Raw genomic sequence first — 13,463 nt, forward strand, 5'->3', positions numbered from 1 at the left:
ACAGCAGCGACTACTAGGCTGCGAGGCGATGAGGATTCGTGAAGTCGGCCTGCGCGCCGCATGCCTTCTCGGTGCTGCCGTCACCGTCACCGCACTCGCAGGCGCTCCCGCCTTCGCCGTTCCCGCCACCGACGGCGGCTCGAGTACCACCACCACACCCCCGTTCACCACGCCGAACACCGACGACTGCCCACAGAAGACGCAGCCGCCCGCACCGATCGACACCTCGGAGGTGCCTGCGCCCGGCGAGCCGACACCGACCCAGCTCCCCGTCCCCTCCCCCGCCGTCGGTGGTCAGCGGATGGGCGATTGCGGCGTGATCGTGCCCGACGGCGCACCCCCGGTGCCCGCCGAGATCTCGGCGACCGCGTGGATGGTCTCCGACCTCGACACCGGTCGCGTACTCGCCGCCAAGGATCCGCACGGCCGCTACCGCCCCGCCAGCACCATCAAGGTCGCCCTGGCCATCGTCGCGCTGCGCAGCCTGGATCTGGACAAGGTCGTGGTCGGCACCCAGGCCGACGCCGATGTCGACGGCACCAGGGTCGGCATCGGCCCCGGTGGCCGCTACACCAACCGCCAGCTCATGCAGGCCCTGATCATGTGCTCGGGCAACGACGCCGCCCACGCCATCGCCACCCAGCTCGGCGGCGACAAGGCCGCCGTGGCGAAGATGAACGAGGTGGCGAAGTCGTTGCGCGCGTTGGACACTCGCGCGGCGACGCCGTCCGGCCTCGACGGGCCCGGCATGAGTACCTCGGCCTACGACCTGTCGGTGCTGTTCCGCGAGGCGATGAACATCCCCCTGTTCGCCGAACTGATCCACACCGAGCAGGTCGACTTCCCCGGGTTCCCCGCAGACCCCAAGATCCCCGACGACAAGGACCACCCCGGCTTCCCGATCGCCAACGACAACCAGCTGCTCTACAACTACGCGGGCGCGATCGGCGGCAAGACCGGTTTCACCGACGACGCCCGTCAGACCTTCGTCGCCGCCGCCGAACGCGACGGGCACCGACTGGTGGTCACCCTGCTCAAGGCCGACGTGCGCCCGATCCGGCCCTGGGAGCAGGCCGCGCGGCTTCTGGACTACGGTTTCGCCCTCGACACCCAAGCCAGGATCGGCAAGCTACCCGAATCAGGCAGCGAGGCAGTGCAACCCAGCGTTCCCCTGGCGTCGCCCCCGCCGCGCGCCGACGGCACCCGAGCCGACCCGGTCCAACCGGCACATCAGGGCGCCCGCATCGCCACCTTGATCGGCGGGCCCGTGCTGGTGCTCGTGCTGCTGCTCTGGGCGCGCAGGGCCTTCCGACGCAGGCGCTGACACCGACGGCCGGGCGCTACCGCCGCTTGCCCACCAGCATCAGGGCCAGTGCCGCCACCGCCCCTGCCCCGAAGTAGGCGGCGCCGCTCCCGGTCGACATCCCGTGCTCGACCACCCGCGGCCGGATGACCACCGCGTCCGGCGGCGCGACCGTCGCGGCACGTTCGTTGTCCGACGACGTCGCCGCCCACGCCGTCGCGAACAGCAGGATCCGATAGGACATGTAGCTGAAGACCATCAGGCCGATGATCGACCCGAACGTCGCCCCCACCGGACTGGACAGCACCGCCCGCAGGTAGATCGCGGCGATGATCTTGAAGATCTCGAAGGCCACCGCCGCCAGCACCGCCGCCCGCGCCGCGCTGCGCAACGACACCGGCTCGCGCGGCAGCCGCGCGATCATCCACGCGAACACCGCCCACGACGCGAGCAGTCCGAGCGCGATCGAAACCAGCCGCAGCACCAGACCCGCCCCGGGCAGATGATCCGCCCCCAGCAGCTCCAGCACCCCCTTGCCCACCCCGCTCGCCGAGACCGCCGACAAACCGAGCGACACCACGAAGGCCAGGCCGAGACCGGTCAACGCGCCGATATCCGACAGTTTGGCCAGCCACCACGGCTTCTCGGGGCTGTGACTGGCCCACTGCTCGGTGAGCGCGGCCCGCAGGTTGGCGATCCAGCCGAGCCCGGTGTAGAGCCCGACCAGCAAGCCGATGACGCCGACCGTGCCTCGGGAATTGATCGCCTGTTCGATGAGGTCGTTGATCTGAGTGCCGAAGGAACTGGGAATCTTCTCGACGACCTTGTCCTGCAACTCGCTCAGCAGGTCCGGGTGCCCGGCCAGAATGAAACCGGCCACCGAGAACGCCACCATCAGCAGCGGAAACAGCGACAGCACAGTGAAATACGTGATGCCGGCGGCGAAGAAGTCACCACGCTGGCTCTGGAACCGCCCACCGGCCCTGACCAGATGATCCAGCCAGGGCCTGCGCCCGATCTGCTTCTCGATGGCCGCCGAGATGTTCTCGATCAACTGCATGACACGCGCCCCTTCAGCGAAAACCTCAGGTGCGCAACGGGTCAGCGAGCGAGGAAGCCAACCCGGTCGTACACCTGAGCGAGTGTGTTGCCTGCGATCTCACGCGCCCGCTCGGCGCCCGCGGCCAGAATCCGGTCCAGTTCCGCCTGATCGGACAGGTATTCCTGGACCTTCTTCTGCACGGGCGTCACGAATTCGACCAGCGCGTCGGCCACCTCGGCCTTGAGATCACCGTAGCCCTTACCCTCGAAATTCACCTCGAGGTCGACGATCGGGGTTTCGCGCAGCGAGCTCAGGATCACCAGCAGGTTGCTCACGCCCGCCTTGTTCTCCGGGTCGTAGCGGATCTCGCGCCCGGTGTCGGTGACCGCCGAACGCACCCGCTTGGCGGTGATCTTCGGGTCGTCGAGCAGGTTGATCAGCCCGGCGTCGCTGGAGGCCGACTTGCTCATCTTCGAGGTCGGGTCCTGCAGATCGAAGATCTTCGCGGTGCCCTTGACGATGTGCGGCTCCGGCACGACGAAGGTCTTCTTGAAACGAGTGTTGAAGCGCTGGGCCAGGTTCCGGGTCAGCTCGAGGTGCTGGCGCTGGTCCTCGCCGACCGGCACCTGGTGCGGGCGGTAGAGCAGGATGTCGGCGGCCATCAGCACCGGGTAGGTGAACAGGCCGACGGTCGCGTTCTCGGCGCCCTGCTTGACCGACTTGTCCTTGAACTGGGTCATCCGGCCCGCTTCACCGAAACCGGTGATACAGCTCAGCACCCAGGACAGCTCGGCGTGCTCGGGCACCTGACTCTGCACGAACAGTGTGGACTTGGCGGGGTCGATGCCGAGCGCGAGCAGCTGGGCGGCGGCGGACTTGGTGCGCGCCCGCAGCGCCTTGGGATCCTGGCTGACGGTGATCGCGTGCATATCCGGAATGAAGTACAGCGCGTCGTACTCGTCCTGCATCGTCACCCAGTACTGCAGCGCACCCAGGTAGTTGCCGAGGTGGAAGGAGTCGCTGGTGGGCTGGATGCCCGACAGCACCCGCTGCTTACGTTCGGCCGTCTCGGCCGGGGCAGGACTGGACATACCCCGAATCTTTCCATGCCGCTCAAGCGGAATTTCGCTGCACCCAGTTGCGTGGATCGACACCGGGCATGCTCGGGTGGCCCGTTTTGACCATGCGCTGTTCGCGACGGGCGAGCAGCTGATAGGACGGGGCGCTCGGCCCGGCGAGCGTGCCCGCCAGTACCCGGGGCGCCAGCGGCGGGACGACATGGGCGGTGCGGATGCTGCGGCACAGCGCGCGGTGCGCCAGTTCGTCGGAGATCCCCCACTCGATGCCGTACATCTGCCTGATCCGCGCCGGCAGACTGCCCTGGACCAGCAGATACAGCGCGGTACCGACCTGTTCGGCGGGCGGGCGCAGCCGGTACGCCTTGCGGTGGCCCGCGAGATAGGAGCCGACCAGTTCGGCCTCCTCGGTGAGGAACAGTTCGGTCGAGTTCAGGTAGCTGTCGAAGTAGCGACGGAAGGCCGGGTAGTCGGCGGGTGCGGCGTCGCGCGGCATGCCGAACAGTTCACCCCAGCGGACATAGTCCTGGTAGAGGTCTTCGCGCTCGGTGGCCGTGAGTTCGCGGACCAGGCGGTCGTACATCACCTCGGCCGAATCGAAGGTGAAGGCCATGGTCATGAACATCAGGTGCGGATCGTGGGCCGCGTAGGCGGTGCCTGCCGGATGGTGGGCGCCCGCGTCTTCGGGCAGGGTGCCGACCACCGCGTCGTGCTTGCGCCGGGTGAAGGCCAGCGCGCGATCGGCCTCGGCCTTGCTGCCTAGGAACACCGCTTCGAACAGGGCGCCGGTGATGGCCAAGCGGGTGTACGGGGTTTCCCGATGCGCGGTGTGTTCACTGGTGCCGACGAACAGCAGCGGATGCACCGCGCCGATCACCAGCGCTCGCACACCGTAGGTGAGACCGACCGCACGCTTGCTCATCACCCGCCGGATCATCGAATCGTCGGCGAAATATCCGGGTTCGCCCTGCCGTGTGGCCATGTTGCGCCTCCTCGTCGAGTGCATCTGGCAATAGAATCCCCCAGAATTGATATTCTGGCAAGAGTCTCTACCAAAACACCGCGAGAGGGCGGCAACACGCACAATGGACGCTGTGGCAGCACAACGGACATACGGTGGCGTTTCGGCGCAGGAGCGGCAATCCCAGCGGCGGACCGCGCTGCTGGACGCGGCGCTCGACCTGGTCGCCGCCGATGCCAAACTCACCGTCGCCGGCCTCTGTGCGCGCGCGGGCCTGAACGAGCGGTACTACTACGAGAGTTTCGACAAGCGCGACGACGTCCTGGCAGCCCTGCTCGACCGCATCGCCGACGAACTCACCGCGGCGATCGCCACCGCACTGGCCACCGCGCCCGCCGACAGCCGCGTTCAGGCCCACGCCGCGATCGACGCGGGCATCTCGGTGCTCACCGACGACCCGCGCAAGGCCAGGGCCGCGCTGATCGCCGGAATGGCCACCCCGGAGCTTCGCGCCCGTACCGCCAGGACGGTGCGGGCGTTCGCCCGGCTGGTCGCCGCCGAGGGCACCGGCTTCTACGGCGGCGACGTCCCACAGAACCTGGTCGACTTCCGGGCGATCTACCTGGTCGGCGGCCTGACCCAGACCCTCACGACCTGGCTCGCGGGCGACCTCGATCTCACCCGCGAGGAACTGATCGACCAGATCACCGACGTTTTCGTCCTGCTCGGCGACGACCTCGCCGGTCGCTACCGCTGAACGATCCCGCTACAGGGGGAAGCACGCGCCGGTGCACGGCGCCGACGACCCGTTGCTCAGCCAGCCGATCAGGCGCCAGAACTGGATGTCCACATTTTGCACCGAGCCGGTACCGGAACCGCTGTCCGCGATCTGCGCACCGTTCGCAGGCTGGGACGGAAGGGGCACGCACACATCGAGCATGACGCCGTCGCATTCCGCGGCGGAACCGCTCGACAGCGCGCGCAGCAGGTTGCCGACCAGGTCGCTCGATCCCGGGGACGCCTCAGCGACCAGCTCGACATCCGACCGCTGGGGTGCGAGACCGCTATCGGCCGTTGCCATTCCGGCCGACGCCACCATGACAGCGGCGAAGATACCCACGCCGGCCAGTACTCGCTTCATCAAGTTCTCCTCACAGGCAACCCTGGATGGCCGCTCCGCGAAGACGTTAAACGGACTGATCAGGCAATGACAGCCGTCAATTGCAGTGGCATCAGAACATCCGGCGGAGCACTGCGCTATCGACGAGTTCGTCTGCGCAGCACGGTGATCGCGATGACACCGCCGATGGTGAGGGCGAACGCGATGACGGCGATGACGGTACCGAGCAGTGCGGTGGAGTTGTCGTCGTCGGCGGCCTGCGCGGTGTCGGGCACGTTCTCGATCGAGCTATCGGTGGAACCGGGCACAGCCCGATACGTGGGGCCCACCTCCGGCGTTCCGGTCACCACGACATCCAGCTCGACGGGCACGGGACGAACGACACCCGGATCATTTTGTGTCGGACTGACTTTCACCGCGATGTAGTACCACCCGGCGAGCGCGTTCTCCGACACTTCCCGGTCCGAGGATTCGCGGTTGCGATAGCGAACCTCGGGGATGGCCAAGGCCTGCTTGTTCGAGGGCAGAATGTCGGGCGCACCGTTGTAGCTGGCGAATTCGTCGGCGGCCTCCTTACGGTACGGCGTGTACAGCGTGGTGGTGACGACCGAGACGTTGTCGAGGCCACGGCCCGGGGTCTCGAGGAAACGCACTCGATAGGCCAAGCCCTGACCCCAGTCGAGTTTCACCTTGTAGAAGACGAATTCGCCGCGCTGCACGGTGTCGCCGTAGACGCCGGAGCCGTCGAGGGCCGTTGCCACGTTGAACGAGCCGCCACCGGCCAACGGTACGACCGGACCGCTCGGCGCGGTGAACGACACCGGTTCGGGTTCAGCCGGGCGGCCGCCGTCGGTGACGCCCGGTTCGACGGTGACATTAAGTTCCAGTGGCAGCGTCGCCGGCGCGTTGTCGGCGACACCCGACCATTCCACACTGAAGTAGTACCGGCCGCCGCCCTTGCACTTGTCGGTGCGCGCGGTGCCGTCTTTCGCATCGGTCGCGCCGGTCCATTGCGAGCTGACCGTGAGCGCGACGCCATCGGTGGATCGGACGGCGTTCTCCTGTTCGGAGGCGTTGCAGTCCTGGCCCTCCACGCCGGCGACCCGCAGGCGCAGACTGTTGTTCGAGCTCACCGCGTTCTCACCACGGGGGAAGGAGACGGTCCCGCTGAAGTACGCGGTCGCCCCCTCGGGGACGTCCACCGCGTAGTAGCGGGGCTTCTTCTGCCCGATGGTGTCGAGGTACTGCCCTGGCACTACCGCCGGTGCGTCCTGGTATCCGGCAGCGCCTTCGACGGGGGTTCCCGCCGCGGTGTAGTCGCGCAATGCCGCAGTGCTCACCCGGGGCAACACCCGCTCGAGCGCCTTGCCGTCGGCGGCGTCGGTATAGGTGCCGCCGGTGGTGTCGGCGATGCAGATGAGCTGGGCGCGCGAGGCATCATCGACCCCGAAACCGATGGTGTGCACGACGATCGAGGCGCCGTCGGCACTGAGTTCACGGGCTACTTCGCACGGGTCGGGCGGTGCACAGGTGTCGAGGCCGTCGGAGACCAGCACGATCGAGCGCGGGCCCTCGGTAGGCAGGGCGCCCGCGGCGGTGCGCAGTGCGGCGCCGATCGGGGTGAAACCGCTGGGGGTGATCCTGTCGACGGTTGATGTCAGCGCGGGTTTGTCGATGGTGTCGGCCGGTACGAGCACCGAGACGTCCCGGCATCCCGCGGGCTTTTCCGCGTCGGTGGATCCAGTGCCGGTGCCGTAGACCGACAGTCCGACTTTCGCCGTGGCGGGCGCGGTCGTCACGAAACCGCGTACGGCTGTCCTCGCAGCGTCCATCTTGGTGCCGCCGCCCGGATCGGCCGCCAGCATCGAACCCGAGGCATCGAGCACCAGCATGGTCGGTGCGTACTGGGTCTGCGTCGGCGCGGCGAACGCGGGAACCGCGAGCGGGAGCAGGCCGATCGCTCCCGCCGTCGCCAGACCGATCACCTTCGCGAAACGCACGGCAGAGCTCCGTCCCGATCCGCCGGATCTCGACGCACCAGGGACCGACCCTAGCCGGACAAACCGCGCATAAGGAACCTTACGGATGCGTGCTGGACGTCAGTCTGTCAGCGAAACCGCGTCGAATTTCTCCGGATCGCCCTGCAAGACGACACGGAACGCGACCTCGCGGCGCGCCCAATACGCGGCGCAATCACGGATGGCGGAGTCGAACCAGGCGCGTTCGGTGGGTTCGGCGGCGAGCAGGTCGTCGGCGGTGCGGATCACCGCGACATAGCCCGGGGCGTCGCCCACGAAATCGTCGAGGTCGCGCAGGCATTCGTCGAAGGCGTCCTTGTTGGCGCCGAAGTAGTACGGGAACTGGAAGGCGGCGGCGAACTCGTCGAACAGCTCTGCCGTGGTGCGCATCTTGGTTCCCCGCAGTTCGCGCACGCGGTAGTCGGCGGGGGCGTCGTAGCGGACGCCGCTGAACTGGTTGGCGTCCACCGGCAGCGCACCGAGCACCGGCGGCGCGGTCGCAGCCGGTGCTTCGGGGGTGGGGCGAGCAAGGAACTGCGACAGCGTCATTCGCGGAGTCATCAGCGCATCCTCGTGAAGGTTTCGTAGTGGTCGCCGGTGTACCAGGCCGAACCGTCGCTGCCGGTGACGATGCGTTCGGCGTCGCGACCGCGATTGGGCTGCTTGGGATTCACATCCCACTCCTGGTATTTCACCGCTTTGCCCGCCGAATCCTTGGGCGGCAGTTTGGTTCCCCGGTTCATGAACTGCTCGCCGCCCTTGGTGCCCTGCGCGTTCGCCGAGCCGGGCCAACGCCCCGCGTCGATCTCGACGAGGGTGACATAGGCGCGGTCGGGCACACCCGCGGTCTTGGTGACCGGTGAGGCCGACGAATTCCCGGCGGGCGGGCCAGGTTTCGGCGCGGACGCGGTGGTGGTGATGCCGGCGACGGCACGCGTGGTCGACGTGACGGTGGTGTTGTCGCTACCGCGACCGCCGAACACGGTGAGGCCGATGGCCGCCAGGACGAGGACAAGTCCACCGAGCAGGCTGAGAGTCTTGCGTGAGAGTGTCATCGATACTGAACAGTAACGGGCGCGTGGTCGGACCAGCGCTGGTCGTAGGCGTCGGCCCGTTCGACGACGGCCTGCTTGGCGCGCCCGGTCAGCTCACCGAGAGCCAGCTGGTAATCGATGCGCCAGCCGGAGTCGTTGTCGAAGGCGCGGCCGCGGTAGGACCACCAGCTGTAGGGGCCCGCGACGCCGGGATGCAGGGCGCGCACCACGTCGACGTAGCCCGCGGCGAGCAGTTCGGCGATCCAGGCGCGCTCCTCGGGCAGGAAGCCCGCCGACTTCTGGTTGCCCTTCCAGTTCTTCAGGTCGACCTCGGCGGGGGCGATGTTCCAGTCGCCGCTCACCACGAACTCGCCGGTGCGCGATTTCAGGTACGCGCCGAGCTCGGCCATGAACCGGTATTTCTCGTCTTGTTTGGGGGTGTTCTCCTCCCCCGAGTGCACGTAGACGCTCGCCACGGTGACGTCACCGAAGTCGGCTTCGATATAGCGGCCCGACGCCGCGAACTCGGTGCTGCCGAACCCGATGCGCACGGCATCGGGGGCGCGCCGCGACAGGATCCCCACGCCCGCGCGGCCCTTGGATTCGGGCTCGGCGTGGGAGAGGACCCAACCCGCGTCGAGCGCGGGGGCCAGCGCCGCCGCGGTCTGCGCATCGGTTGCCCTGGTCTCCTGCAGGCAGACGATGTCGGCTTCGGTCGCCGCCAACCAGGCTGTCATGCCCTTGGTCGAAGCGGCACGGACCCCGTTAACGTTCACAGTCGAGAGGATTATCGGCACCGTACGACCGTACAATGCAGGCAGGGATGCTCCCCCGGACACCGTCGTCCAGGAAGGGGTGATGACGATGACGTCACGCACCGCCAAGTCCACCGCCCGCCCCACGCCCGTCGCGGCGTTGCACATCGGGTCCGGCGACCCGGTCTTGTTGCTGCACGGATTCCTGCTGTCGCCACACTGCTGGGAGCAGGTCGCGCAGCGGATGTCGGCACATTGCGAGGTGTACGCGCCCGCGTTCGCCGGGCACTGGGGTGGCCCGAAGGTCGAAGGATGGGCGCTGGATGTGTACGCCCTGGCCGATCAGATCGAGGATCAGCTCGACGAGCTGGGCTGGCGCACCTGTCATATCGCGGGCAATTCGCTCGGCGGCTGGGTGGGACTCGAGCTGGCGCGACGCGGCCGGGCTCGCACACTCACCACCATCGCCGCGGCGGGTGGCTGGGCATCGCCTTCGCTGAGCCAGGTCAGGATCGGCGTCAAGTTCGCGTCGATGATCCCCTTCATCGAGATCGGCAAACGCCTCGGTGGTGCGGCGATCAACAACGCGCTCGTGCAGCAGGTGGCCGCATTGCTGGTCGCCAAGCACACCGGTGCTGTCGCGCGCCGTGATCTCGCGACCCTGCTCACCGCCGTCCTGCATTGCGAGGCGATGATCCCGCTCATCCTCGGCAGCCTGCGCGCGCCGGGCATGGACGACCTGGGCGAGCTGAGCACCCCGGTGCGGATGCTGCTCGCCGAATACGACCGGATCATCCCCAACAGCGTGTACGCCACCCGCTACCTGCGCGAACTGCCCGAGTCGGCGGATCGGATCCTGGTGCACGGGGTGGGGCATGTGCCGATGCTGGAGGCGCCGGACCGGATCGCCACGCTGATCGCCGAGCACATCTACGCCAGCCGCGGACACCTGCGCGCCGTGTGATGAGATCCCGGCCGCGACAACACTGTTCGCGGCCGGGGCCGGTTCACTTCCCGAGCAGTCCCTTGGCGATGTGGGTCACCTGGATCTCGTTACTGCCCGCGTAGATCATCAGCGACTTCGCGTCACGGGCCAGCTGCTCGACCCGGTATTCGCTCATATAGCCGTTGCCGCCGAACAACTGCACCGCCTCCATCGCCACCTCGGTGGCGGCCTCTGAGCAGTACAGCTTCATCGCCGAGGCCTCGGCCAGGCTCGGCGGCTTGCCCGCGCGAGCGCGCTCGAGCACGTTGAACACCATGTTCTGCACGTTGATTCGCGCCACTTCCATCTTGGCCAGCTTGAGCTGGATCAGCTGGAAGCGCCCGATCTCCTGCCCCCACAGCGTGCGGTTGCGCGCGTAATCGACACAGAGCCGGTGACATTCGTCGATCACGCCCAGCGCCATGAACCCGACGCCGATCCGCTCGGCGGTGAAACTGGCTCTGGCGCTTTCTCTTCCGTCGCCGCCCTGGTGTTCCTCGGTCTCGCCGAGCAACCGGTCCTTGCCGAGCCGGACATTGTCGAAGAACAACTCGCCGGTGGGTGAGGAGTGCAGGCCCATCTTCTTGAACGGCTTGCCCTGGGTGAGGCCTTCCATGCCCGTGTCGAGCACGAACGTGAGCACCTTGCGGTCGCGTTGGCCGGCGCCGTCACCCTCGTCGAGCTTGGCGTAGACGATCATCACGTCGGCGCACGGGCCGTTGGTGATGAAAGTCTTCTGGCCGTTGAGGATGTAGTCCTCGCCGTCACGTTCGACGCGAGTCTTCATGCCGCCGAACGCATCCGAGCCGGAATCGGGTTCGGTGATCGCCCACGACGCCACCTTGCGCAGGGTGACGATGTCGGCCAGCCAGCGCTGTTTCTGCGCGAGGGTGCCCCGCGTCATGATGGTGGTGGCGCCCAGCCCGATGCTCACCCCGAGGGCGGACACCAGACCCATACAGACACCGGATAATTCGCTGATCAGCACCGCCATCATCGACTGCTGATCGCCGAACGGGCTGCCCGCCTTCTTGCCACCTTCGCTCGGACCCGCCGCTTCCTTGGCGAGCATCTTCGCGACGGCGTCCTCACCCATCGCATCGATTCCGAACTGACTGAACAGCTTGCGCAGGAGGGGATACGGCAGCATCTCACCGCTGTCGAGGGCGTCGAGGTTCGGCCGGACCTCCTTGTCGATGAACGCCCGCACGGCGTCGCGGATCATCAGATCGGTCTCGGACCATTCGAACACTGTCGTCTCCTGACGCTCGCTCCGCCCAAAAACATACACGCGTGCTTGTTTTTGCGGAGCCGTTTCGGTGACCCCGGTCACCATCGGGCTGCGTAACAGCGGCGTAACGGATCGGAAAATTCGCGTCTACATCTATGCAGGACCGTCTGTGAGTCGCCGGTTACGTGCGGCAGCGGATGAAGGAGAGAGGGAAATGGCCGGAGCAGATACTGCCGCCAAAGAAACACTCGAGGACTACACGCTGCGTTTCGCCCCGCGGAGCTACCGCAAATGGAGCCCCGCCGTCGTCGGCATCTCCGCACTCGGCGGCATCGCCTACCTCGCCGATTTCGCGATCGGCGCGAATATCGGCATCGCCCACGGCACCGGAAACGCCCTGATCGGCATCGGTATCTTCGCCGTGGTCGTGATGCTCACCGGATTTCCGCTCGCCTATTACGCGGCGCGCTACAACATCGATCTCGACCTGATCACGCGCGGCAGCGGATTCGGCTACTACGGCTCCGTGATCACCAATATCGTGTTCGCGTCGTTCACTTTCATCTTCTTCGCGCTCGAAGGTTCGATCATGGCGCAGGGCCTGTTATTGGGCCTCGGAATTCCGTTGTGGCTCGGCTATCTCGCCTCCACGATCATCATCTTCCCGCTGGTCATCTACGGGATGAACACCCTGGCCAAACTCCAGGTGTGGACCACGCCCCTGTGGCTGCTGCTGATGGTGGCGCCGTTCGGCTTCCTGCTGGTGCGCCACCCCGATTCGGTGGGTTCGTTCTTCGCCTACGGCGGCGAGAACGGTGAGGGCGTGAGCGTTTCGGGCGCGCTGCTGGCCGCCGGTGTATGCCTGTCGCTGATCGCCCAGATCGCCGAGCAGATCGACTACCTGCGCTTCATGCCGCCACGCACGCCCGAGAACCGGGCCAAGTGGTGGGGCTGGATGCTGCTCGCCGGTCCAGGCTGGGTGCTGTTCGGTGCGGCCAAGCAGGTCGTCGGCCTGTTCCTCGCGGTGTACCTGATCGCGAACCTGCCCGCCGCGCAGGGCATCGCCAACCAGCCGGTGCACCAGTTCCTGGAGATCTACAAGGACATGGTGCCGGGGTGGCTGGCCATGACGCTGGCCGTGGTGCTGGTGGTCATCAGCCAGGTCAAGATCAACGTGACCAACGCCTACTCGGGCTCGCTGGCCTGGACCAACTCCTACACCCGCGTCACCAAGACCTACCCGGGCCGTCTGGTGTTCCTGGTGGTCAACCTCGGTGTGGCGCTGGTGCTGATGGAAGCGAACATGTTCGACTTCCTCAACAACATCCTCGGCTTCTACGCCAACTGCGGCATCGCCTGGATCGTCACCGTGGCCACCGATATCGCGGTGAACAAGTACCTGCTGAAGATCTCGCCGAAGGTGCCGGAGTTCCGGCGCGGCATGCTCTACGACTTCAACCCGGTGGGTCTGGTCGGCTTCGGGCTGTCGGCGGTGCTGTCGATCATGACCTTCTTCGGCCTGTTCGGTGAACTGCTGAAGCCGTATTCGCCGCTGGTCGCGGTGCTGGTCGCCTTCATCGCGACTCCGCTCACCGCGATCGCCACCAAGGGCAAGTACTACCTGCGACGCGCCGACGACGGCATCGAGGCGCCGATGTTCGACGAACACGGCAATCCCTCGGGCGACCTGCTCACCTGCCACGTCACCGGCATGGACTTCGAGCGCCCGGACATGATCGCCTCGGCGGTGCCGGGTCCCGAAGGCGAGATCCAGTACATCAGCTCACTGGCGCTGTCCACGGACAAGGACGGCAAGCACCTGCTCCCCAGGCAGTAATTTTGGAGCGCTGGCGCGCTCGAGTTCGCGGCCCCTTCGGTCCCGTCGATCAGGCACCGTTGCTTGCTCCTTCGTCGCCTACGCAACGGCACCTGATCGAC

Annotated in this window: 13 protein-coding genes; 4 read left to right on the top strand and 9 right to left on the bottom strand. The window is 67.0% G+C overall.

What is annotated here, in order from left to right; all coding sequences use genetic code 11:
* Positions 1-28 precede the first annotated feature (28 nt).
* Positions 29-1,324, top strand: a complete 1,296-nt coding sequence (locus tag ACFQ9R_RS33785; RefSeq protein WP_378996757.1) for a D-alanyl-D-alanine carboxypeptidase family protein — start codon at positions 29-31, stop codon at positions 1,322-1,324.
* Between the two features lie 16 nt (positions 1,325-1,340).
* Here ACFQ9R_RS33785 and yhjD read toward each other — a convergent pair whose 3' ends face one another.
* The 3 genes from yhjD to ACFQ9R_RS33800 are packed head-to-tail and all read right to left on the bottom strand — an operon-like array spanning position 1,341 to position 4,403.
* On the bottom strand, positions 1,341-2,363 hold the full coding sequence (gene yhjD, locus ACFQ9R_RS33790) for an inner membrane protein YhjD (protein ID WP_378996760.1): 1,023 nt from the start codon (positions 2,361-2,363) through the stop codon (positions 1,341-1,343).
* Positions 2,364-2,404: 41 nt separating this feature from the next.
* Positions 2,405-3,436 carry a tryptophan--tRNA ligase gene (trpS, locus tag ACFQ9R_RS33795; protein ID WP_378996762.1) on the bottom strand — a complete coding sequence of 344 codons (1,032 nt, stop codon included), beginning with the start codon at positions 3,434-3,436 and terminating at the stop codon, positions 2,405-2,407.
* A gap of 22 nt (positions 3,437-3,458) precedes the next feature.
* Entirely contained in the window at positions 3,459-4,403 is a 945-nt protein-coding gene (locus ACFQ9R_RS33800; RefSeq protein ID WP_378996764.1) for an oxygenase MpaB family protein, read from the bottom strand.
* 103 nt (positions 4,404-4,506) lie between these two features.
* Here ACFQ9R_RS33800 and ACFQ9R_RS33805 point away from each other — a divergent pair, with 103 nt between their 5' ends.
* The gene (locus ACFQ9R_RS33805; RefSeq protein ID WP_378996766.1) at positions 4,507-5,139 is read left to right on the top strand and encodes a TetR/AcrR family transcriptional regulator; all 633 of its coding nucleotides are present in this window, start codon (positions 4,507-4,509) and stop codon (positions 5,137-5,139) included.
* A 9-nt stretch (positions 5,140-5,148) separates the two neighbouring features.
* Here the strand turns inward: ACFQ9R_RS33805 and ACFQ9R_RS33810 are convergent, their stop codons facing one another.
* From ACFQ9R_RS33810 to ACFQ9R_RS33830, 5 genes are all read right to left on the bottom strand, one after another.
* Positions 5,149-5,523 (bottom strand): hypothetical protein, encoded by a 375-nt coding sequence (locus ACFQ9R_RS33810; RefSeq protein WP_378996768.1) that lies wholly within the window; start codon positions 5,521-5,523, stop codon positions 5,149-5,151.
* A 116-nt stretch (positions 5,524-5,639) separates the two neighbouring features.
* Complete coding sequence (locus ACFQ9R_RS33815; RefSeq protein ID WP_378996770.1) at positions 5,640-7,502, bottom strand: VWA domain-containing protein; 1,863 nt, start codon at positions 7,500-7,502, stop codon at positions 5,640-5,642.
* Positions 7,503-7,601: 99 nt separating this feature from the next.
* Positions 7,602-8,081 carry a barstar family protein gene (locus ACFQ9R_RS33820; protein WP_378996772.1) on the bottom strand — a complete coding sequence of 160 codons (480 nt, stop codon included), beginning with the start codon at positions 8,079-8,081 and terminating at the stop codon, positions 7,602-7,604.
* Positions 8,081-8,575 carry a ribonuclease domain-containing protein gene (locus ACFQ9R_RS33825; RefSeq protein ID WP_378996774.1) on the bottom strand — a complete coding sequence of 165 codons (495 nt, stop codon included), beginning with the start codon at positions 8,573-8,575 and terminating at the stop codon, positions 8,081-8,083. The genes ACFQ9R_RS33820 and ACFQ9R_RS33825 overlap by 1 nt, the downstream gene beginning before the upstream one ends.
* A complete protein-coding gene (locus tag ACFQ9R_RS33830) occupies positions 8,572-9,351 on the bottom strand; it encodes an exodeoxyribonuclease III (protein ID WP_378996777.1) in 780 nt (259 codons plus the stop codon). Before ACFQ9R_RS33830 ends, ACFQ9R_RS33825 begins: the two co-directional genes overlap by 4 nt.
* 67 nt (positions 9,352-9,418) lie before the next feature.
* Here ACFQ9R_RS33830 and ACFQ9R_RS33835 point away from each other — a divergent pair, with 67 nt between their 5' ends.
* On the top strand, positions 9,419-10,273 hold the full coding sequence (locus ACFQ9R_RS33835; protein WP_378996779.1) for an alpha/beta fold hydrolase: 855 nt from the start codon (positions 9,419-9,421) through the stop codon (positions 10,271-10,273).
* Between the two features lie 43 nt (positions 10,274-10,316).
* Here ACFQ9R_RS33835 and ACFQ9R_RS33840 read toward each other — a convergent pair whose 3' ends face one another.
* Complete coding sequence (locus ACFQ9R_RS33840) at positions 10,317-11,546, bottom strand: acyl-CoA dehydrogenase family protein (protein ID WP_378996782.1); 1,230 nt, start codon at positions 11,544-11,546, stop codon at positions 10,317-10,319.
* Between the two features lie 193 nt (positions 11,547-11,739).
* Here ACFQ9R_RS33840 and ACFQ9R_RS33845 point away from each other — a divergent pair, with 193 nt between their 5' ends.
* The gene (locus ACFQ9R_RS33845) at positions 11,740-13,362 is read left to right on the top strand and encodes a purine-cytosine permease family protein (RefSeq protein ID WP_378996784.1); all 1,623 of its coding nucleotides are present in this window, start codon (positions 11,740-11,742) and stop codon (positions 13,360-13,362) included.
* The last annotated feature ends 101 nt before the right edge of the window (positions 13,363-13,463 follow it).

The organism is Nocardia sp. NPDC056541, assembly GCF_042794235.1.
Lineage (GTDB): Bacteria > Actinomycetota > Actinomycetes > Mycobacteriales > Mycobacteriaceae > Nocardia.